Raw genomic sequence first — 21,361 nt, forward strand, 5'->3', positions numbered from 1 at the left:
CAAGGCTCATGAACTCTTGATCACGACAATGATTTGCTTTTCCCGAAGAGCTTCGCGACGAATGCGAGCGCCATGTGAAGGACCGTGGATACGCCGGACGGACGGCGAACGATCGGCGGCAATCCAACCTTCACGCGAGAACGAGGCGTCAGTTGCACGGTGTCATGCATCGACCATCCGTCCGCCTCGCGAACTTTGACCAGACCCAGCGCTTCTGCCTCTTTGACAAATTTGTCTTCCGAGATTGCGATGCCGGAAAGCTCACCGCTGTTGGCGGCAACCTTCTGTATCAGATCGTCAATACCCTGAAATTGCTGTTTCTCTTCGAACAGCTTCTCGATGCTCATTTAAACCCAACCCCATAACCTCAACCCAAGGACAGCGGTATCAGGTTGTGATTTGCACGTAAACCGTGCGATGCAGCAGAGGTTGTAAAAAGCCTGGAAAATGGTCAACCAGTAAGGTTAAGGCTGACCAGGTACGGATGCGACCCTGCTGGACACGGGGAAGCCGTGACCGAGCATCATAGGCGATGAAGATGTTTCTTCACGAGGGCAGCGCAGCAACTGAGTGCGACTGCTTGTATCGCTCCAACAGAATTCCCGTAAGGCCGACGAATGCAGCGCAGGTGAGAGAGAAGACGATGATCTCCGCGGGAGTCAGCCCAATTGCAGCGGCAATCGCAGAGAAGAAGTAAACAGACAAGCAACTGACGAGATAGCACTCAAGCGAGTTTTTCCCGATAACCGCAACAGTTCTTGCGACGAACGTCTGGTGATAGGTCTGAGTAAAGTTGAGGAACGCGGCAAGGAAAGCTAGTACCACCGCTGTGTGGATTATGCGGAGCGCTCCGAGGGCCTCCTTGTCCGCTAAGACGGCGTTCAGGCCAAGCAAGTTTGTCCTATAGCTCACGGCAGCGAATGCCAGCGTGGCCAAGGCAAGCAGGGCGATCCGGCGCTTTTGGGTCCACGCGAACAACTTCCGATGAACCTTCGCCATTCCAAGCATGATCCCAAGAAGAAACAGGAACTGATAGGCGAACGGGTTCATATTGTATTGGTAATCGTCGGCCTGAGGACCACCCGGGAGATTTAACCAGTCGAATGAGTTGGCAGAGAGATATGCCAGGAAGGATACCGCGACCGCAAGGATCGGTCTGCGCCGAATGATATCAGCAGCGAAAGCCGTAATGATCATCAGAATTATATAGACTTGGAGCACGTCCACGAGGGCCGGAGCCTGGCCGAGCAGCAGGAACTGCAGTGTCCCCTGTAGAGGGTTCTGGATCGTAAATGCCGTGCCCGAAGCAACCTGAAAGTTTTTCGGGGCGAACCAGCCGACCGTAATGACTGCCGCAAATAGCAGTGCATTTACGAAGTACAAGTACGAGGCGCGGTGCAGCAGTCTTTTTTCTATCTCTGGTTTCCTGAAATAGACCAGTCCAACCATATAGCCGGACATGGAAAAGAAGATTTCAGCGCCGCTCGAGTATCCGAACTGTGTGAGCGTCGGGATGATTGCTCCTTGGTAGCCCATACTTTTGCAAAGCCAAGCGAGGTGGTTGACCGTAATGGTCAACATCGAAAACCCTCTGATTAGATCGATACGAGAATCTCTTACTTGCAATATAGTCATCACTAACACCTCGACGAGTTTAGCAACTCGTTTGAAATGAGTTTGTTTTCTAGGACGAAACTCAGATTAATTACGGTTCCAGAGTCGTAGGTCTGAACCGGAGGTGCAGAAAATGCCAAGTTATATTAATGTTAAACTGTATCTCGATCATGCGTCGATCTGTGATGCGGACAGCAGTCCACAGCACGCCTCCCAAAGTTCCTCAACCCAGGGAGATAATTAACAACCTGTCGTTTAGGCGTAAAGCGGGATCCCTATCGCGTCGGTAGAAATACCAAAAAAAGTCAAGAAGAAGAGCCGCCTCTCCTCCTATTGCAATGTTGCCAGCAGCAGAAAGTAATCGAAAAACCACAATACCATCCATCCAGTGGAAATAGCTGCGAGCAATGCGGCGGTGAGCTTCACATGGCTTATAGAAACTCGACGGACGGGTTTTCGACTTACAATAAACGGTTCAATGAAATTGACGAAGAACGTGTATTGGTCATCCTTGTGTGAATTGATAAGTTCTTCGTACCTAGACGCCGTTATGCCCACTGCGCGCGCCGTTGAGCCATCTTTGTATAGAATGGATAGAGATTTGTCGTCGATGCTGTATTTAACAGAGCGAATCTTGCGGCAATAGATTTGATTCCAAGTCATCAACTGATTCGCATAGTCACGTGTTTCATGTCAGTGGAGACATTATGACTTACTGATCGATTTTAGCCAACACGCGGCTATGGAATACTATCGCCACGGTTAACCGCCGATCTTGGTAAACGCTGGCGAGAGCACAACTTCAGGGCGTAAAATAATATATCTGCGAAAATTGGAGAAAAGGTAGCTCGACGGCGCGAGCGCCGGAACGCGGAGATGAGAATGGAGAGGGTTGCCGCCTTGAGCTGTTGCCGGCAGCTACCCTCTTCCCTCACCCTCGCCTACAACTTGCACCCCTTCGAGAGCGCCGCACTCTCCATCGCCGAAACCTTGCCCTTCGACACCGCGACCTCACCTTCCTTGTCCCCGCCGGCCACACTGCCGATCGGCACCCCCACCAGAAACACCCCGAAAGCATCGCCATTGGCGGCCGAGATCTGCTGCTTCGACAGGTCGTCGAGCTTCTTCTTTTCCGTCGTGTGGAGCTGGGCGATCTGCGGGCAGCCGAGATTGGTATAGGCCTGCATCGGGATGTCGGCCTGGACGATGGCGTCAGGTCTTTTCGCGCAAGCGGCGAGTGTCGCGGCAAGTGCCACGGCGAGAATGAATTTTTTCATTAGATAACCCCAGTTAGCGGCCGATTTCTAGCATTGCCGCCCGCCTGGCGCGAGTAACTGGCAGGAACAACCACAGGAGAATTATCTGACGCCGGCGGCGGCTTTTCGGTCGCCGGCCCTGCCTTTCAGGTGCACCCGCCCCTCAGGGAGTCCCTCAAAGAGGATTGATGTAATTCATGATCGCCACCTGCCGCAGCACCACTCGGCGGATGATGTGGGTGGCCTTCACATGGTCGGTGAAGATTGCCGCCGTGCCGGTGGCGCCGGCCGGCAGGCTGGCGGCGAAGGCCTGGTCGTCGAGGCGCACGCGCACGACGAGCGGCGCGGTCAGGATCGCCGATGGGGCGATGGCGCTGCCGGATGTCTGGGTCTGGCCGCTGGCGACGGCCTGGATGACCGTTTCCACCTTGCCGGTGAAGATGCGGCCCGGCGCGAACTTGAAGGTGATTTCCACCGCCTGGCCCGGCTCGATATAGCGGGCATTGATCTGGGCGATCTCAACGCCGATAAGCGTGTCCGACGTATCGATGAAGGCCATGACGGGCGCAAGCGGCAGGCTGGAGACGCGCGCTCCCGAGCGCAGCGCCAGATTGGTGACATAGCCATCGGCCGGCGCGCGCACCACCGTCTTGTCGAGATCCCATTGGGCGCCGGCGATTTCGGCGGTCAGCTGCTCCACCTCCGCCTGCCGCTGCTCGACATCATAGGCGCGCCCCGCGCCCGTCGTCTGCAGACGCGTGGTTTCTTCCAGCCGCTGCCGGTTGAGGCCGAGCTGCGCCTTCAGTGCATCGAGCTTGGCCTGATAGGGCTGCGGATCGATCCTGAACAGGGTATCGCCGGCCTTCAGGGCAACGTTCGCCTTGACCGGCACATCGGTCACCTCGCCCGCGACATTGGGCACGATCGCCACCGAATTGCGCACCACGAGCGCATTGCCCTGCGGCGCGCCCCAGCCCATGGGAATGAACAGGCCGACGAGCAGAAACAGGAAGACGAGGATGGGCGAGATCTTCCAGAACAGGTTGAACCTGACGATATGCAGCTTCACCAGCAGGAAGAGGATCACGAGATAGGTGTTGAGCAGGACGACGATCATGGCGCCCGCTCCGGCGCCGCCTTGCGGGGAATATCGACATAGGCCCAGATGAGAACGAGCGGCCACAATGCAAAGCCGAGAAAGAGCGTCACCCAGCCGCCGACGGTGACCGCCTCCTTCCAGGGATGGTCGCGGCGCCTGGCGATCATGCCGGGAAGCATCGCCAGAAAGACGACAACGAAGACCGTGCTGGCGATCAGCACGATCAGCACGATCCAGGCGAAGATATCGATGCCACTCATCCCTCACTCCGTTGACGATACCAGACGGCATTTTTACCAGGACAAACCGGCTTCCCGGACGGCGTCCTCGAAAGCGATCCTCGCCAGGTAGCTGGGCGACCAGCTTTTCAAGACATCGCCGCAAGTTGCGACGGCATGGCGATAGGCCGCTTCGCGCACCGGCCACCCGTCTGCCAGGCGGGCCAGCGCCTGCCTTGCCGAACTCACGAACTCGAAGCCGTCGTGCTCGGCACTGCGAACGAGCACGCATACGTTCCACGGACCGGGACTGAGATCATCGCCTCCACCATCCTTGGCCATGGCGCTCACCAGTCGTTCGGCGGGCGCGGCTTGCGCAGGCGCACGCGCATCCACCGCACCGGCGCCAGCAGCAGGCACGCCCCGACGAAACCCAGCGCCAGGAATTCCACCCAGCCGCCATAATGAAAGCCGAGCCCCTCGAACATCGCATTGAGCAGGACGGCGCCGGCAACGCCCGCCACGACATCGACAATCAGATGGGCATGCGCATGCATGAACTTGTTTGCCATCCACCCGGCCATGCCGCCGATCAGGATGGCGCTACCCCAGTCGACCGGTCCTTCGTTCATCGGTCTTCTCCATCGGCGTACGCCCGGACGATAGCGCGGTCGCATTCCGTGGGAAGTACGTAACGGTAAATGCGGGGCCTCATTTACGTTGCAATCGAGTATTGCGAACATCCGGCGGCCGCCGGCGCACGGTCGTGACGGGCCGTAATCGGCGGGCAGAAGGCGCCGGCTCGCTGCCGGAAGAGCTACTGCATCTACCCCCTGCAACGGAATGATGAGGGGCGGCCGGCGGGCATGCGCGGGCCGGTTTCGGCCTAACCCTTTTGGATGAATTGCGAATCGTCCGAACCTCGACGAAAGTAGCTAGGCGGCGGTAGTAGGATTACTTGGACCGAAACCGATGCGGGGGGCTTGCCGAGTATCGAGTGGAAGCCCTTCAATTGTTGATGCCTGCGCCGTGCAGAGCGCGGGTGAATGATCAATGGCCGCTTCCGCCTGAAGCGGCCATTATCGTATCGGCAGGCCTTGAGGCATGCTCCGGCCCGTCCGCCGCCAGCATCGGGCAGCCATCCAGAATCGCAAGTGAGGGTCATGATCGGAGACGCGCGGCCACCGGGCGGGGCCGTGGTATCGCGACGAAATGAGACAGGGAAAGGCTGAAATCTGCTGTGAATTTGAAGCCAGTTATAGGGCCCGCCACGCCATACGTTCGCGAGCCTCTATACCTGCTCAGTCCGCCAAAACGCGTTTAGCGCGCGAAATAACCATGAATAAAGGCCGAAGTCGCGTGAAAAGTGTGTGACACGGCCGACCGGGCAATATCCCATTCGGCACGCGTCATTTTTCGCTGATCCCCGCGCGCCGCCATCCGACCGCCGCCATCCGACCGCCGCTCGATACCGCCTGCAGCGCCTCCCCGTGATGGCTGTTCTTCTCCGCATCCTGCACCGCCGCGACCCGCGACGGACCGGAAGAGGAAGCCCTCCGGCGCGCCGGGTAACGGAGCTCGCGCCCGCCCTTTTCGCTCGTGCTGGACGATCGCCGGAGGGATCGCCTGATGGCATGAAGGCGAGGCCTCAGCGCCAGCCCGCACCCCGATCGGGTGCAACCAAGAGGAGTACTCCTATCGGTGCCTTGTGTAACCCGTCAAAAAGCGGTTAGCTGCGGCGGTTGGGTACGCTCATTCCGCATGGTCGAGTGCGCCCGCATGTCGAGGCCCGACATGTGGCGGCCCCGCATTTCGAGGGAAGTTCCGTGGGCTGGTCCAAACCCTTAAGGCTGCATCTCGGCGTCCTGGTCGTCGCATCGCTGCTCTGCACGTCGATGCCGATCATCTGGCTGGCCTTCAGCCGCGGAAGCGAGGCCGCCGTCAGCGCCGGCGTGCAGCAGATGCGCGGCATGAGCCTGCGGCTGATCGAGGGATACCGCAATACGCTGGAGGGCGGCATGGAAGCGGCGGCGCTCGCCTCCACCCTGCCCCAGCTCGCCTCGCCGCCGCCTCAGGATATCAAGGCAAAGCAGGACTTCTTTCTGGAGGTGCTGCGCAACGTCCCCAATGCGACCAGCGTCTATACCGGCTATCCTGACGGCTCCTACCTGCAGGTCATCAACACCGCAAGGCAGGATACCCGCCGCACGCTTGCAGCCCCCGACGGGACGGCTTTCGCGATCCGCACCATCGCCGGGCGGCAAAGCGCCGATGTCGTCTCGACGCTGCAGTTTCTCGATGGCGAGACAAGGCCTATCGGCGAGCGGAAGGTGGACTACGCCTCCTTCGATCCGCGCCAGCGCCCCTGGTATCAATCCGTCGTCCAGGATGGCATGCCGGTCTCCGTCGGGCCCTATGTTGCGGGAACGCTGGGTGTCCCGACGCTGACGATCGCAGCGCCCATGCGCGACGATGCCAAGGTGGTGGTCGGCATCAACATCCACCTGGAGACCATCAGCCGGCTGCTGGACGCGCGCGGGATCTCGCCGCGTGCGCGCGCCTATATCATCGATGCCGGCGATGATCTCATCGCCCATTCCAACCCCGATATCATGAGCAGGATCATCGCCATCTGGTCGCGAACGGCAGGCACGCTCGACGCGACGGCCAACGGCTTCGAGACGAGCATCGAGACCGTGGCGAGGCTGAGGCGCGATCCGGCCTTTGCCAATGGCGGCCTGGCACGCATCGAGCTCGACGGCGAAAGCCATCTCGTGCAGATCGCCCCCGTCAGCGTCTCCGGCCTGTTCAAGGGCAGCACGGCGGTAATCATCGTGCCGATGGAGGATCTGGTGGCCGAGGCCAACCGGCTGCTCCTGCACAATCTGCTGATCGCCGCGGGCTTGGTGCTTGCTGGTGTCGCAGCTTCGGTGCTGTTGTCGCGCATGGTCAGCCGCTCCCTCTATCGGCTGGCCGACGAGGCCCGCAGGATCGGCGATCTCGATGTCGGCGAGAAAGCCGTCTCGCACTCCTTGATTACCGAGATCAACACGCTGGCGACAGCCCTTGCCGCCAGTCGCCACGCCATCAGCCAGTTTGCACTCTATGTGCCGCGCGAGGTGGTCCGACGCATCGTCAGCCCCGGCGGCCGGGCCGTCGTCAAGGCCACGCGCCAGGATGTGACCGTGCTCTTCACCGATATCAGGGATTTCACCGCCATATCGGAGCAGCACTCGCCCGAAGACGTGGTCGATACGCTGTCAGCCTATTTCGAGCTTCTGAACACCATCGCCGAGCGCCATGGCGGCACGGTGGTGCAATATCTCGGCGACTCCATCTTCGTCATGTGGAATGCGCCTGTCGAAGATCCGGCGCACGCCGAACACGGCTGCCGCTGCGCCCTCGCCATGCGCGCCGCGATCGATGGCCTGAACGACGAGAACGCCAGAAACGGCCGCCCCGAACTCATCACCCGCTTCGGCCTCCACACCGGCCCCGCCGTCGTCGGCAGCTTCGGCGCCGCCTCGCGCCAGCAGTACACGGCCATGGGCGACACGATCAACGTCGCCTCGCGGCTGGAAGGCCTGAACAAGGAATTCGGCACCTCGATCCTGACGAGCGCGGCGATCCACGACGCGGTCGGAAACCGATTCGGCTTCCGCCCGCTGGGGCTGGTGCAGGTGAAGGGGCGCGCGGAGAAGGTGGACCTGTGGGAGCTTGTCGGGGAGAGTGGCGGCGACGGCAATTCCAGCCAAGGTGCATAGCGGCAGCGCAAGAACACGGGCGTTTCCGGGGAGCCGAAATCATGCAATCCTGTTGAAAAGCTTCACCCAACGTACCGAATCTGTTCCGATTTCAAAATTGACGCTGAGTAGAACGGATCGGTAAATACGATCCTACGAGGAGTGTCCATGCTGCGATCAGTGTCGTTGGAAGCAAAGCGGTACCCTTCGTTGGGTAGATGCATATTTTGTGAAACCTCCACCAAGCCTCTCACCGACGAGCACATAGTTCCCCGGGCGTTATCAGGAACAGGCGAGGTGATTTTCGAGGGTGCGTCCTGCAATGACTGTAATAACCACGCCAACAGGACCTATGAACAGAGGGCCTGGGAGAATGATTTTGTTGGGGTTCGCCATATCTTGGAGCTAAAGCAGAACAAGCGGCGGCGCGGAAATACCAGGCGAATGCCGAAGGTGTCTTTTAATCAGACCTCTGGTGACCAGCTGCCCGTGAACGCGTTCACCGATACGCTTCCTGCCAAAAACTATCCGCCGATCTACCAATATGCAGTGCACGAACCAGCCGGAAGGCTGGTTGGGATTGATAAGCGAGAAGGTGCCGATTCGTTTCGACTAGGTCTTGTTCATCTTGGCTTGCGGAACTTCACCCCAGCTCATGTAACGACGAGAATGCCGCTAATCATGGGGCTGAGTGAGATGGTGGTGGCTAAGATGGCCTATTGCTACGCGATTGCGGAGCGAGGATTTAATGAATTTGATACAACTGATCTGCTCGACCTATTGATGGGGCGCCGCAGTGATGTCTTCAATTTCGTTGGGCGGCCGCTTTATGATGAGCATCTTGCAATGCTCAGGCTGCATAAGTTTTATTTTCGCAAGCGCGGAGAGCTCAACACGGTAATCGTCCATCTCTTTGCTTCGTTTGGCGGTCCGAAGCATGAGGTCGTTATTGGCGCAGACCGGTAAAGCCCGATCTTCCTCATCGCTTGACCGGAATAAATAGCCACCTTCGACGTGGCCCGCGAACCCCGCCTCAGACAAGCTTCTTCGCCTCTGCCTTCGTATGCTCATGATACTTGTTCTCCCGCGCCTTTCCGAACAGCTTCAGGCTCTCCAGATGCTCGCGCTGGGCGCGGTAGAAATCATTGAGGAACAGCATCTCCTGGCCGGGCTTCACGGGATCCTCATAGCGGATCCTTCTCGTAATCGTGCGCACGATCTTGATGATCTCTTCGGTGTTCGGCTTCTTCGTCGTGTCGCGCAGCACATCCTCCAGCGTCTGCAGCTCGTATTTGCCGTAGATATCGAGATGCTCGGGCAGGAATTCGAACGCCGGCTGCGACGAAGCCTTGGCAGGAGATGACAGAGCGAGGTCTGACAGCAGCACGGAGCGCGGATTGTCGACCACCAGCGTGCCGGCGATCATGTCGCCGATACGTTGCCGGCGGCGGTTGGCGAGCGGAACGATCACCACCACCAGGAGCCAGGCGGCCGTCAATCCACCTTCCAGCCCCGACTGTTCGCCGATGGTGCCCAGAAGGCCCATCGGAGCGAAGATCTCCACCTCTTTCATCAGGTTGCGCGCGGTCACCTGGTGCGGCGTCAGGCGTCGGCCGTCGACGTTGATGACGCGGATGCCGGTTATCCGCTTTCCGAGCGTGCGCCCGTTCCAGATCAGCTCCGAGAGCACGTAATAGGGTGTCCGCAGCAGAAAGCCCATCAGGGTGATCAGGACCGTCATGGCGCTAAAGGGCAAGACCCCCGTGAAGATGACGGCAAGCGCGATAATGATGAAAAGCAGGGTCGTGAAGATGATATCGAGGATCTGCGCGCCCAAACGCGCTCCGATCGAGGCGATCGCGAAACTGATCGGCACGCCCTCCGGCGGAATGAACTGCATGACGCGCTTGCCGTCAGTCATCGTCTGGTCCGGCTGCTTCATCTGGCGGCCCCATGCTTGGCCTTGCCTTCGCGCCCTGCAAGCGAGAGCCATGCGACCCAGAAGACACCCATACCCCAGCCGATGCCGATCCGCCAGACCGGCTCCTGCACCAGCTGGCGCAGGAAGCCTTCGATAAACGCTGCCACGACCAGCATCAGGGCCGCGAGGATTGCGAGCTTGACGGCATCATGCCCCTGGTGGCGCAGAGCCTCTTTGCGGGTTCTCGCCCCCGGAAGAAGGACGGCGAGCCCGAGCCCCGCTCCGCCGGCGCAGGCAATCGAGATCGCCGCAAGCTCGGTGACGCCGTGGATGGAAAGCCAGGCGAAGGCATCGTAGCCGAGCCCTTTCTGCCGGAACATCGCGAAGAAGGCGCCGAGCATCAGGCCATTGTAGAAGGTCAGAATGAAGCTCGGCACCGATGCGAAGACGCCGAGCGCGAAGATCATTACGGCGATCCCCGTATTGTGGGAAAAGAGATAGGCCGAAAAGGCTGCGAGCCCGTCGCTCTCATGCCGTTCATTGCCGTAGATCGTCGAGCGCAGGTAATCGGCCGACGCATCCGGCGTGCGCAGATCGGCGAGCTCCGACGGCACGAACGTATAGAACCAGCTCGGATCGCTGCTGCAGAGCTTGTATCCGGCAAGAGCGCCGAGAACGAGCGCCAGGAAGCCGATGAAGAGAGGCAGGGCCGAGCGGCGCACTGCCTGCGGAATGCCCTTCAGCAGCAGGCGGGAGATCAGCCCGCCGAGGCTTTCCTGCGGCGCATAGACGATGAGATAGGCGCGCGCGCAGAGGCTTTCGAGATAGGCGACCAGCGCCCGATCGAGCGAAATATCGCGCGCGACGCTGAGCGAATTCATCGCCTGCCGGTAGCCGGCCGCAAGGTCGCGCACCTCGTTATAGCTGAGTGCAGCAGCCCCACCCTCCTCCGCCCGGCTCACCAGCTGGTCCAGCTGGCGCCAGTGCGTCTCGCGTTCCAGCCGGAAGCGGGCCGAGCGCAGCAGGTCGTTCTGCACCCCGCCGGCATGGAGCGTCGCGCCACTATCCATCCTGGGGTCGATGCGCAGATCCGTCATATCATCTCGCGGGATTTGATTTCGATGTAGCGGGCAATGAGATCCGATGTCAGCGCCTCGGGCGTGCTGTCGAGGCAGAGCACGCCGAGACGCGAAAGCTTCTCCATCACGGCCCGCCGCTCCTGCACGATCTGCCGTGCCGCGACAGAGCGGGCGATGGCATCGAGCGTCGTCTCCTCCGGCTCCACCAGCTTTGCCAGGACAGGATCGCGCAAGGCGACGTAAACGATGAAATGGTGCCGCGCGAGCACCTGCATATTCTCGATCATCAGCTCCGCCGTGATGCTGTCCACGAAATCGGAGAATATCACGATCAGCGAGCGCCGCTTGAGACGGCCGGAAAGATGCGTCAGCCCCAGCGTATGGTTGGTCTCCTGGGTTTCGTAGGCGAGATCGGCGCAGATCGTCTGCAGACGTGGAAACGCCGCACGCCCCGGCAAGGCAGGCTGGAAGAGGCGCGGACGGCTGTCGAAACTGTAGAAGCCGACGAGATCGCCCGCGAGCCCTCCCGCCCAGCACATGGCGAGCGCCGCATTGATGGCGCGGTCGAGCTTGGTGAAGCCGCCGACCTGCTCGGCCATCAGCCGCCCGGAATCGACGCAGAGAATGATCTGGTGGTTTCGCTCCGCCCGCATCTCGCGCACCACGAGATTGCGCATGCGCGCCGAGCGCTTCCAGTCGATGCTGCGCGGATCCATGCCGGCGGCAAATTCCCGCAGTTGATGGAATTCCGATCCCTCGCCGCGCAGCCGCAAATCCTTCTGGCCGGCTTCCAGCGGCAGGATCTGTGTCTTGACCGCCCCTGACAGCACCGGCGAGATATCGGGAATGACGGCGATCTGGCGCGCCACCGGCAGGCGCACGATCCTGTCGATCAGCCTGAGGCGCGACGGCCATTTCAGCCAGAGCTCACGCACCGAAAACTGCCCGCGCCGCGTCAGCTGCAGATCGAAGGATGCCTTCACCGGCCCGGTCTCGGCACGCTCCATGCGACGCTCGCCGATGACGAGCTCCGGCCCGACATCAAGCCTGAGATCGATCCCCTCGGGCAGCTTGCCCTTCTGCCTGTCGATGACAACAGTGAAAGGAGCCGCGTGGCCGACAAAACCCTGCGACGGCAGATCGACATCGACAGCCATCCGGCCAGACAGCGCCGACAAGACGAGATCGCCCGCCGTGACGACCGCCAGCGCAACCCAGAGGAAGACCAGCGGCATGCTCATGTCGCGCCACCACACGCTGACGATGACCGTCAGCGCCGCCATGGCAAGAACAAGCGCGATCAGGTGCGAGGACGGCCGCATTTACCGGGGCGCATCCACGCGGTTCCGGAGGCTGCGCAGCACATCGTCGGGCGTACGCCCGTCGATCTCTGCCGAAGGCGACAGCACGATGCGGTGGCGCAAGGCCGGTGTCAGCAGCGCCTGCACATCGTCAGGCAGGCCGTAGTCCCGACCCTCGAAGGCAGCCCGCACGCGCACGGCGGCAGCAAGCGCATCGGCGGCACGGGTCGATGCGCCATAGAGGATATCGGCATCGGAGCGCGTCGCGCGTACGAGGTCGACGATATAGGTGAGGATCGACTTGTCGAGATGGATCGCATCGATCAGCGCCCGGCCGGCGGCAAGCGCCTCGCTCGTCACCAGCGGCCGGATGCCGGCTTTGCCTATATCTGATTTCAGCGCCTGATCGGCATGACGCGACAGGATCGAGATTTCCGTCTCGCGGTCGGGGAAGTCGACGACCAGCTTGAACAGGAAGCGGTCGAGCTGCGCCTCCGGCAGCGGATAGGTGCCCTGCTGCTCGATCGGGTTCTGCGTGGCGAGCACGAAGAAGTCAGGCCCGAGCTGATAATCGACGCCATCGAGCGTCACCATTCGCTCGTTCATCGCCTGCAGCAGCGCCGATTGCGTCTTTGGCGGTGCACGGTTGATTTCGTCGGCGAGAAGAATGTCGGTGAAGACCGGTCCCTTGGTGAGATGGAACTGGTTGGTCTGGAAGTTGAAGAGATTGACGCCAAGCACATCGCCCGGCATCAGGTCCGGCGTGAACTGGATGCGCCGATAATCGAGCGCCATGGCAGCCGAAACCGAGCGGGCAAGCAGGGTCTTTGCCGTGCCCGGAGGTCCCTCGACGAGGCAGTGCCCGCCCGAGAATATCGAGATCAGCACGAGATCGATGATCGCATCCTGTCCCTGCACCACCTTGCCGATCTCGCCCCTGACAGCGGCGATGAGATTGCGAAATTCACCCAGATCCAAAGTCGACGCTCCCTAGCGATTTCCTGAATGTTTCAAGATTGCGGTGCAGATCCGCAGATTTCATCAAATGCCCGCGGTCAATCAGCGCCTGAGCCGACGAATGCAGCGCCTGCGCCGCCGCGTGATCGCGGCGCGCCAGACGTTTGAACAGCCGATCTATGCCTGCCTCGTTTCCGGCTCCGGGGCCGCAGAGCAACTGCGCCTTGTCGGCAAGCAGATGGAGCACGAACTGCGACACCATCCGCCCGTCATTGCCCGACAGGCGAAGCAACCTGGCGGTTGCTTCGATCGCCGCAGATTTCGACAGTTCGATATTTCCCGAGGAATCCTTGAGCGGCGGTCCGAAACGCCAGAACCCGCGCCAGAAGCAGATTGCCACGACAACGAACAGGGTTCCCCAGATGGCGGAGAGCGGATAGGCGAAAAAGCGCTTGAGATCGGAGCCGGAACGCTCATAGCTGCGCCCTTCGTCCACCGGTTTCTTGTCATCAAGCGGCGCGCCAGTCGTGTCGATATAGACCGGCCGCGTCTCGCCGACACCCCGCAGATACTCGAAGAGGGCCACGGCAAAGCTGGCATTGTCAGCGAGCGCCAGCCCGTGATTGGTCACGAGATCGGGGTCGGACAGCAAATAGACGTCGGGATTGTCATCGCAGCGAACGAGCAGCGCGCCAGACGGCATGCCGACGATCTCCTTGCAATCGTCCGACAGGCTTTCCCGATCGAAGGTCTGCGCCTGATACAGGGCGATCTTCATCTGCTGGAACTGTTTCAGACCGACTTGCGCCTCTTCGAATTCAGGCGCGTTGCGCGAGAGATGCTTGCTGGAAAGTTCGACCCTGTTGAGGCTCTCCTGTATGGCGGGGAGAGCCAAGAGGTCCGACTGGCCTGCAATGCCATCCCTCAACACGCTGCCACGCCATTTCGGCATGACGATCAGCGTCGGCAGACCGTGGTTGACCGCTTCGTAGGCCCAGTCTTCCGGAGACACCTCGCCCGTTTTCTCTTCTCCGGCGGGTGCGGCGGTCTCGATCTCCGATATCGGCAGGAAAAGCATGCGCACGGAGATTTCCGCCCGCGCCCTGACGAAATGCGGATCGGAGCGAATAACGGGAATGCCCTTGGCTTCCAGCCAGACCTGCAGCCCGCGGCTGCCGAGCGGCGAATGATCGAAATCATTGTCCCGCGGCATCCCGAACAGCGCCAGCGCCGCAAGCCCGACCAGAAGCAGCAGGATGAGAACAGGTGCGGCACTACGCATGGCTGAGCCTGCCTACCGACAGCAAAGCGCGCGCCGAGTTGAGAAGCGTATCGAAATGCCCTTCCTGCAATGTGCGGCCGCCATAATGCACGAGCTCCGCCTCGGCCAGCAGATGTTCCAGCCGCTCGCGGTCGGGCATCGTTGCCGGCAGGCGGGCAAAAACCGCTCGCTCCGTATCCGAGCGGAAGAGCCGTGTGCCCGTCGCGTCGGCTGCGTGCAGCAGGCAGTGCCGGAGCAGCAGCACCAGGGCCTGCCGGCGATCGGCCATGGCGGCAATCCGCGACAGGAAATCATTCGGCCTTTCCTCGGCCGCAGCGTCCGATGTGCGCCAGCTCTCCGGCGCCTCCCCCTGCCGCTTCTTCACGTCACGCGGCGCCGATGAGAGCAGCACGCCGCCATTGCCGAAAAACATTGCAAGGCCGATGATGACGACAAGGGCGACCAGCACCAGCACGATGGCCAGCGAACCGCCGACGGCTGGCTCCTGCGAAGAAAACGAACGATTGTCACGCGACAGCGCCGCATCCGGCACGCGCTTGGACTTTTCGACACCATCATGGCGATAGGTGAGCTTGCAGCGCACGCCATTCAGCGCGCATTGCGCGGCATATTCGCTGCCGACGGTGCTGAGAGGCCGGTCGGCCTGCTGACCGCTGCTGTCCTGCGCCAGCGCAGGATAAAACTGTGCCGAGGCGGCCAGCGATAGCGCCAGCAACAGGCCAATATGACGGAGGATGCGGCTCAGGTGAAAACCTCCGCCCGTGGTTCCGCAATCAGCGAATTCGGCCCGTATTTGTTCGGACCTTCCGTGCCCGGAAGCAAGCAGATCACGATCACCGCTGGCCCGGCAAGGATCGCCAAACCCGGAATGGCACAGAGAAGAACCAGCGTCCCATATCGGGAGCTGGAAATACCGCAATCCTGGAAACGTCGCGCGTGAAGGGCCGTTTGCGGCGACAAGGTCGCCAATAGGAACAGGATCAGGACGGTCATCATGACTTCTGCGATCTGCGAAAGTCCGTCAGGCCCATCCGTCGCCTCGCTGACCGTAACAAGCAGCGGGACATACGAAGCCAGCAGCGCCCAGTAGAGCAGTTGGAACCACCAATATTCCGAGCGGGAGGCGCGACCGGAGAAGATCGCGTACTTCTTCGACAGAACCGTTCGGACAGATTCAGCAAACCCCATTTGAAATGCCCACTCCCAGCCCTAGGCGAAAACCTCGGCCCTGCCCTCCGGGCGCAGCGGATCCTGCCCGTATTTGTTCGGACCTTCCGTACCCCTGAGCGCCGAAACGATAAGAATTCCTATGCCCGCACCGCGACCGATATAGGGAACAAAGCTCAGAATGACTGCCACAAAATACCACCAACCGGACATGTTGCGATCATGGAAGCGGCGAACATGAAGGGCTGCCTGCGGCAAGAACATTGCAAGTATGAAAAGTCCAATCACGACAATAATAAACGTAGTCGATGACGAATATCCGTCAGGCCGGCGCGTCGCGTCGGTGACCACACCGAACAGCACAAAAAGGGCAAGCAAAAGCCCCCAGAAAAACAGCTGAAACCACCAATATTCTGAACGGCCGGCGCGACCGGAAAAGGTCAGATATTTCCTCCTCAGAACCGTCCGGACAGATTCAGCAAACCCCATCGAAATGCCCCATTTCCGCTTACCCCAAGCGCCCCCACGTCAACCCATCCCACTGGAATGGCAGTCGTTTCGGATAAAAAGTGCTACAATTCAAACGTGGGGATTGCAACAACACAGTTGTATCGCCTCGCATTTCAAAGAAATAACGATCTTGCGTTGTTTTTCTGCATCGCAGTATCGCTCGAGACCAATTTGCCGGGAACGCAGCTCTCGGCAAGTCGATATTGCGGGTAAACCAATGCCCTAGGCAAAAACCTCCGCCCTTACCTCAGGACGCAGCGGATCCGGTCCGAACTTGTTCGGACCTTCCGTGCCCCTAAGCACGGTAATGACGAAGCCCGCGAGGCCCGCGACAACATTGAGGTAGGGAATGAAGTTTGCGATAAAAATCGCGAGATACCACCAGCCCGAGATGTTGCGATCATGGAAGCGGCGAACCGTGAGGGACATCTGCGGCAACATCATTGCGAGCACAAACAGGCCGGCGATGACCCCAATGGCAATGAGCAGTGACGACGGTCCATCCTGACCATTGGAACCGGCGGCCAAAGCAGCAAAAATTCCAAGCCCGACCAGCACCAACCCGTAGAACAGCTGAAACCACCAGCACTCCGAGCGGGAGGCCCGACCGGAGAAGGTAGCATATTTTTGCGTCAGAACCGTCCGAACAGCTTCGGTAAACCCCATAAAATGCCCCCATTTCTGCTTGTTGCTAGCGTGGTGACCTCTCACCATCGCCTTGGAATGACAGTTGTTTCGAATGAGAAACAGCTACGATTCAAACGCAGAAATTGCAATAAATCAGTCGTATCCGTCACTATTCAAAAATGAAAACGCTTTTGCGTTCAATTTCTTCACACAGCTGGAATTAGGCCGTCGATTCCATCGGAAGCGGGCCGCCGCGCCGATTGCCCTGCTCCCCTGCGAAAGGCAAAACAGAGTCAAGGTGGCAATGGCGCAGCCAGCAAACCCAACATTCCCGATGGCGATGCCTCAGGCGAAAACCTCGGCTCTCACTTCCGGACGCAGCGGATCCGGGCCGAACTTGTTCGTGCCGACAGTGCCCGGAAGCACGCTGATCACCAAAATGGCGATGCTCGCAATCAAACCGACATAGGGAACCAGCCCCAGGATCACCAGCGCGAGGTACCACCAGCCGGACATGTTGCGATCGTGGAAGCGGCGGATCTGAACGGCTAACACCGGCAAAATAGTTGCAAGCAGACACAATCCGCCGATGACCATGAGACCAACGACAAGCGACGAAAGTCCATCCCAACCGCCAGAAGCAGCGGCGGCCACACCAACTACAATTCCAAATCCGATCCACACCAAGGCATAAAATAGATAAAACCACCAATATTCCGAGCGGGATGCCCGACCGGAGAAGGTTGCATATTTTTCTCTCAGAACTGTACGAACAGCGTCAGTAAACCCCATTGAAATGCCCCCATTTCTGCTTGCCGCGAGCGCGGTGCCGACTCACCATCGCCTAGAAACGATAGTCGTTTCGTAGGACAAAGTGCTACAATTCAAACGCAGAAATTGCAATAAGTCAGTTGTAGCTCTCCGCGATGTGAGAAAAGCAACGATTTTGCGTTGAGTTTTTTCATCTCCAGGGCCGACGATGCCTTAAAGGCAATGGCGAAGTACAACCGGAATTCTTTCAACGACGTGCCCCGCCGTTGCCGATATGGTATTCTCGGCCACCACCGGCTGACGTTAGGGATATTGCCGCAGCCAGGTTTCTTTCGGGGAACTATCCGGAGGCGCTGTCGCTTCTGGAAAAAATGGCCGAGCCCAGACCTCGCCCTTTCAAGCCGCCACATCGAAGACGCCGACGGCCGATCCTCACGAGAGCGCGAATATCCTCACCTCGCGCGCGATGCCCTGCAGCTCCTCCATGCGGGAGGCAGAGGTGATGCCGCTGTCGCGCAGCATTTCCGAGACCTGCTCGTTGCCGACCACCGCCTCCGTCGTCAGGATCACCTGCGGTTCGGCAAGGCCCTGCACGCGCGAGGCGATATTGACGGTCTGGCCGAAATAGTCCTGCCGGTCGTTCATGCTGACGGCAAGGCATGGTCCCTCGTGGATGCCGATCTTCAGGAGCAGATCCTCGCTGCCGCGCTCGGCATTCAGCCGCATCATTGCCTCGCGCATCCTGAGCGCTGCCGCCACCGCGCGGTCCGGGCTCGGGAAGGTTGCCATCACCGCATCGCCGATGGTCTTGACCACCGCCCCGGCCTCGGTGGCGACGATCTCGTGCAGGACCCGGAAATGCGTGCGCACCAGGTCGAAAGCGGCGAGATCGCCGACGCGCTCGTAAAGCGCCGTCGAGCCACGCAAATCGGTGAAAAGGAAGGTCAGGCTGGTGATCTTCAGGCGCTGGTCCACATCGAGCGTGTCGGTGCGGTAGATGTCGCGAAAACTCTGGTTGGTCAGCAGGCGCTTGGCCGTCAGGAAGGGCCGCCTGCGGCCGAGAATGTCGTGCATCTCGTCTGCCGCGATACAGACATTCGGCAGCACGCGGCGATCGGTGTGATTTTCCAGCGTCAGGCGCAGCACGCCGGGGTGCATGACGAGCGTATCCTGCTGCGCATGGCCGTGGCTGAGGACCATCGAGAGGTTCTGGCGTTCGCTGGTCGGCTCGCCCTTCACATCGATGAACTGCGCCGAATGCGTCACCGCATCGAAGATGATGATGAATTCCGCCGGCAGCTGCAGCGAGACGAAGGCCTTCTCGCCGGGATCGAGCTCGATCATTTCGAGCAGGATGCGCGCAAACCTTTCCTCGAGATCGTCAGGCAGGTCGACGCCGGAGGAGAAGAAGATCTGCCGGTAATATTCGAAGGGCGGCAGCCGGTCCGGGTCGTGGCCGGCAATCCTGCGCACGCGCGGACTGACGGTGAAGGTGACCTCGACCATCTCGTCGAGCGTCGGCTCGTATCCGGCCGCACACAGCGCGCAATGATAGGCCTCCCGGTCGACGGCTTTCAGGGTGGCGCCGGTATCGAGCACGCCGCCGCATCCCGGGCAGAGAACATTCCAGGTCATCTCGAAGGCGCCGATGCGGGCCGCGTGCAGAAAGGCCGCTATCGACCTCTCTTCATCGAGATCGTGTGCCTTGGCGAAGGCCAGCGCATTGATGCGGTTGAGGTCGCGATCGGCGCCGTGCCGGACGATATTCTCGATGCACTCGACCGCCTGCGGATCGGCCGCCTGTCTCAGGGCCGAAAAGAGAACGTCCACTTCGCTCATCGCACAGGTCTCCGTGCACGCAACGCCACGGCTGATGATGCCGTATCAGGCCGAAATTATATCACGGAACGTCCTGATAGAAATCGGTATGGCGGGGTGTTCTGCAACACCCGATCGAATGCCGGATTTTTTCGAAACCATGTGCCGTCCGGCTCTCGAAATCCGCGACATCGGGCTGTCGCCCGTCACAATCTCCCGCTAGAAGGTCAGGCCCGGATCGGGCAAGGGAGACAAGAAAGTTGCAGCAGCGGAAGTCACTGAAGATTGCACCCGCCCTGACGGCCGTCGCATCCCTGTGGTGCGCATCCCCTCTGCAGGCGCAGGACCCGGCTGGCGGCCTGGCCTGGTCCAGTGATCCGGCCAGCCATTGCGAATTCGTCTCCCCCGTGTCCCTGACGGCAGGTCCGACATACTGGACCGGCGCATGCCCTGATAACAAGGCGTCCGGCCCCGGGATGCTGCGCCGCCGCGACGGCGATCGCGCCGGACCTGCCTTCTATGGAGAGATGCGGGCCGGCGTGCCCGTCATCGGCGTGATCGATGACGAAGGCTACCGCGTCGGCAAGTTTAGGGGTGGCGATATCGGGGGCGATGCGGAACTGGACCCTCAGGTCAGGCTCGACGCGTTCCGCGCAGCCGCAAAGGCCGCCCGTGACGTTGCCGGCCTCTACGCCAAGCAAGGGAACGCCGCCTCGTCCCGCCACTATGAAACCGTGGCGAAACAGCTGGACGAGCAGATCGAATGAAGGCCCGGCGGCTCCGCTCTGCGGATTGAGATCCGCCTCGTCACATATCCTCGGTAAACGTCTCGACCGTGATCTCGAAGACGACGATCTGCGGCCACCCGCTGCGGCTGGACACCATGGTCTCCTCCGAAACCATGGAGATCAGGAAGTCGCGGCCGACTGAATCACGGTACTGGCTGGCGGGGGAATCCCATAGGCAGCAGGAGCGCTTGAGCCGGTTCAAACCCACGGCCTTGATGAGATAGGCCTCGGTTGCAGCCGCAAACCGGCCGGATACGCGGTATGTCGCCTCAAGCGGCTTGCCCTGCCGATCCGGGGCATAGTTGCAGCCGGCGAATTCAACGTGAGCAGGCTTCTTCCTGATCTGCGCCAGGAAATCGCCGCAACCCTGCGCCGTCACCGGCCTGGGCGCGGACGCTGCCATCAGCGGTGGCGCAACCATATTGCTGAGCGACCATATGGCAAGAAGACAAGCGGCAAACTTCATGACCAGCCCCGTCCGGACACCCGATGCCGGCATCGAGCCTTATAGCGGATAATCGGGTCGGGGACAGATATGCCTGTCAGGGTGCGTAGCGGCTGAACACGAAGTCGCGGTCCTTGACGACCGAGTGACAGGAAAAACATGCTTCGGGCATTGCTTTCGCGGAGGGCTTGCCGTCGTCGAACTCGACATATCCCCAGCCGCCTGTCGAAGCATATTTTGTCGCGTCCTTGACCATGAACTGCACGCCGTTCTTGGGCAACCCGGCAACGAATGACTGGGCAGCGCCAAAGGCCGCCTCGCTCTCTTCCAGCGGGTGATAATCCCACGCCAGGCGTCCGATGATGGTGCCATCGGGATAGGTGGTGGCCCCCTCCCGGAAGGCTTTGATCGCGATATCATTGCCGAGGATGGCCCTGATATCGTTGAGCTTGCCTTCCTCATGCGCCACGGTGATCAGCGGCCAGTCGCGGTAGCCGGCAGGCAGCTCCGACAGGGCCGGCGCACGTCCCTCATCGGCCCCGGATGCAGCGGCATTGTAACCGACGAGGCCGGTAACCAGACCAACGGCCAGCGACACCACGATAATCTGCTTCATTGAATGCTCTCCTGCGATCAAATGCGGAGCAACATTCGCAGATATTGCCGCGGGCGAAATCATACCTTGATATGGTAGAACAGTCCCGCTGCAAGTCTAAGGGCCTGCGGACAGCTGTGAGTGCCGCGCCGGTTCCGCCGGTGAAGCGG

The 21,361-nt window shown here is 60.4% G+C and carries 23 protein-coding genes; 3 read left to right on the forward strand and 20 right to left on the reverse strand.

The window, feature by feature from the left end; genetic code table 11:
* Nucleotides 1-20 precede the first annotated feature (20 nt).
* The 7 genes from FHT93_RS05465 to FHT93_RS05500 all read right to left on the reverse strand — a co-directional run bounded on the left by FHT93_RS05465 (nt 21) and on the right by FHT93_RS05500 (nt 4,819).
* Nucleotides 21-347: a hypothetical protein gene (locus tag FHT93_RS05465; RefSeq protein ID WP_183846535.1), complete on the reverse strand. Its 327-nt coding sequence runs from the start codon at nt 345-347 to the stop codon at nt 21-23.
* 199 nt (nt 348-546) lie between these two features.
* Entirely contained in the window at nt 547-1,635 is a 1,089-nt protein-coding gene (gene opgC / locus FHT93_RS05470; protein WP_281413508.1) for an OpgC domain-containing protein, read from the reverse strand.
* A gap of 920 nt (nt 1,636-2,555) precedes the next feature.
* The gene (locus FHT93_RS05480) at nt 2,556-2,891 is read right to left on the reverse strand and encodes a hypothetical protein (RefSeq protein ID WP_113213153.1); all 336 of its coding nucleotides are present in this window, start codon (nt 2,889-2,891) and stop codon (nt 2,556-2,558) included.
* A 154-nt stretch (nt 2,892-3,045) separates the two neighbouring features.
* A complete protein-coding gene (locus FHT93_RS05485; RefSeq protein ID WP_018115817.1) occupies nt 3,046-3,987 on the reverse strand; it encodes an efflux RND transporter periplasmic adaptor subunit in 942 nt (313 codons plus the stop codon).
* Complete coding sequence (locus FHT93_RS05490; RefSeq protein WP_112972558.1) at nt 3,984-4,229, reverse strand: DUF3302 domain-containing protein; 246 nt, start codon at nt 4,227-4,229, stop codon at nt 3,984-3,986. The genes FHT93_RS05485 and FHT93_RS05490 overlap by 4 nt, the downstream gene beginning before the upstream one ends.
* Nucleotides 4,230-4,262: 33 nt before the next feature.
* Nucleotides 4,263-4,529 carry a DUF982 domain-containing protein gene (locus FHT93_RS05495; RefSeq protein WP_113203843.1) on the reverse strand — a complete coding sequence of 89 codons (267 nt, stop codon included), beginning with the start codon at nt 4,527-4,529 and terminating at the stop codon, nt 4,263-4,265.
* A gap of 5 nt (nt 4,530-4,534) precedes the next feature.
* A complete protein-coding gene (locus FHT93_RS05500; protein ID WP_018115814.1) occupies nt 4,535-4,819 on the reverse strand; it encodes a GlsB/YeaQ/YmgE family stress response membrane protein in 285 nt (94 codons plus the stop codon).
* 1,194 nt (nt 4,820-6,013) lie between these two features.
* Between FHT93_RS05500 and FHT93_RS05505 the strand changes: the two genes are divergently transcribed.
* Together FHT93_RS05505 and FHT93_RS05510 are read left to right on the forward strand one after the other, a co-directional pair.
* Nucleotides 6,014-7,951 carry an adenylate/guanylate cyclase domain-containing protein gene (locus FHT93_RS05505; protein ID WP_183846537.1) on the forward strand — a complete coding sequence of 646 codons (1,938 nt, stop codon included), beginning with the start codon at nt 6,014-6,016 and terminating at the stop codon, nt 7,949-7,951.
* A 423-nt stretch (nt 7,952-8,374) separates the two neighbouring features.
* Nucleotides 8,375-8,896: a hypothetical protein gene (locus tag FHT93_RS05510; RefSeq protein ID WP_246781551.1), complete on the forward strand. Its 522-nt coding sequence runs from the start codon at nt 8,375-8,377 to the stop codon at nt 8,894-8,896.
* A gap of 67 nt (nt 8,897-8,963) precedes the next feature.
* Here the strand turns inward: FHT93_RS05510 and FHT93_RS05515 are convergent, their stop codons facing one another.
* The 11 genes from FHT93_RS05515 to FHT93_RS05565 all read right to left on the reverse strand — a co-directional run bounded on the left by FHT93_RS05515 (nt 8,964) and on the right by FHT93_RS05565 (nt 19,384).
* Nucleotides 8,964-9,872 carry an RDD family protein gene (locus tag FHT93_RS05515; protein WP_113209037.1) on the reverse strand — a complete coding sequence of 303 codons (909 nt, stop codon included), beginning with the start codon at nt 9,870-9,872 and terminating at the stop codon, nt 8,964-8,966.
* A complete protein-coding gene (locus tag FHT93_RS05520; RefSeq protein ID WP_183846539.1) occupies nt 9,869-10,948 on the reverse strand; it encodes a stage II sporulation protein M in 1,080 nt (359 codons plus the stop codon). The genes FHT93_RS05515 and FHT93_RS05520 overlap by 4 nt, the downstream gene beginning before the upstream one ends.
* Complete coding sequence (locus tag FHT93_RS05525; RefSeq protein WP_113213149.1) at nt 10,945-12,252, reverse strand: DUF58 domain-containing protein; 1,308 nt, start codon at nt 12,250-12,252, stop codon at nt 10,945-10,947. Before FHT93_RS05525 ends, FHT93_RS05520 begins: the two co-directional genes overlap by 4 nt.
* On the reverse strand, nt 12,253-13,209 hold the full coding sequence (locus FHT93_RS05530; RefSeq protein WP_018115807.1) for a MoxR family ATPase: 957 nt from the start codon (nt 13,207-13,209) through the stop codon (nt 12,253-12,255).
* Nucleotides 13,196-14,470: a hypothetical protein gene (locus FHT93_RS05535; RefSeq protein ID WP_183846541.1), complete on the reverse strand. Its 1,275-nt coding sequence runs from the start codon at nt 14,468-14,470 to the stop codon at nt 13,196-13,198. The genes FHT93_RS05530 and FHT93_RS05535 overlap by 14 nt, the downstream gene beginning before the upstream one ends.
* Nucleotides 14,463-15,185: a hypothetical protein gene (locus FHT93_RS05540; RefSeq protein WP_183846543.1), complete on the reverse strand. Its 723-nt coding sequence runs from the start codon at nt 15,183-15,185 to the stop codon at nt 14,463-14,465. The genes FHT93_RS05535 and FHT93_RS05540 overlap by 8 nt, the downstream gene beginning before the upstream one ends.
* A 26-nt stretch (nt 15,186-15,211) precedes the next feature.
* Complete coding sequence (locus FHT93_RS05545; RefSeq protein WP_183846545.1) at nt 15,212-15,658, reverse strand: DUF805 domain-containing protein; 447 nt, start codon at nt 15,656-15,658, stop codon at nt 15,212-15,214.
* 21 nt (nt 15,659-15,679) lie between these two features.
* Nucleotides 15,680-16,126, reverse strand: coding sequence for a DUF805 domain-containing protein (locus FHT93_RS05550; RefSeq protein ID WP_018115803.1), 447 nt, complete (start codon nt 16,124-16,126; stop codon nt 15,680-15,682).
* Between the two features lie 243 nt (nt 16,127-16,369).
* Nucleotides 16,370-16,813, reverse strand: coding sequence for a DUF805 domain-containing protein (locus FHT93_RS05555; RefSeq protein WP_029616564.1), 444 nt, complete (start codon nt 16,811-16,813; stop codon nt 16,370-16,372).
* A gap of 306 nt (nt 16,814-17,119) precedes the next feature.
* A complete protein-coding gene (locus FHT93_RS05560) occupies nt 17,120-17,566 on the reverse strand; it encodes a DUF805 domain-containing protein (protein ID WP_183846547.1) in 447 nt (148 codons plus the stop codon).
* A 411-nt stretch (nt 17,567-17,977) separates the two neighbouring features.
* Nucleotides 17,978-19,384, reverse strand: coding sequence for an adenylate/guanylate cyclase domain-containing protein (locus FHT93_RS05565; protein WP_018115799.1), 1,407 nt, complete (start codon nt 19,382-19,384; stop codon nt 17,978-17,980).
* Nucleotides 19,385-19,623: 239 nt separating this feature from the next.
* Here FHT93_RS05565 and FHT93_RS05570 point away from each other — a divergent pair, with 239 nt between their 5' ends.
* Nucleotides 19,624-20,130: a hypothetical protein gene (locus FHT93_RS05570; RefSeq protein WP_183846549.1), complete on the forward strand. Its 507-nt coding sequence runs from the start codon at nt 19,624-19,626 to the stop codon at nt 20,128-20,130.
* 40 nt (nt 20,131-20,170) lie between these two features.
* Here the strand turns inward: FHT93_RS05570 and FHT93_RS05575 are convergent, their stop codons facing one another.
* Both FHT93_RS05575 and FHT93_RS05580 read right to left on the reverse strand, forming a co-directional pair.
* Nucleotides 20,171-20,617, reverse strand: a complete 447-nt coding sequence (locus FHT93_RS05575) for a DUF4952 domain-containing protein (RefSeq protein ID WP_183846551.1) — start codon at nt 20,615-20,617, stop codon at nt 20,171-20,173.
* A 76-nt stretch (nt 20,618-20,693) separates the two neighbouring features.
* Nucleotides 20,694-21,212 carry a cytochrome P460 family protein gene (locus tag FHT93_RS05580; protein ID WP_183846553.1) on the reverse strand — a complete coding sequence of 173 codons (519 nt, stop codon included), beginning with the start codon at nt 21,210-21,212 and terminating at the stop codon, nt 20,694-20,696.
* Nucleotides 21,213-21,361 lie beyond the last annotated feature (149 nt).

This window comes from Rhizobium sp. BK379 (assembly GCF_014193955.1).
GTDB lineage: Bacteria > Pseudomonadota > Alphaproteobacteria > Rhizobiales > Rhizobiaceae > Rhizobium.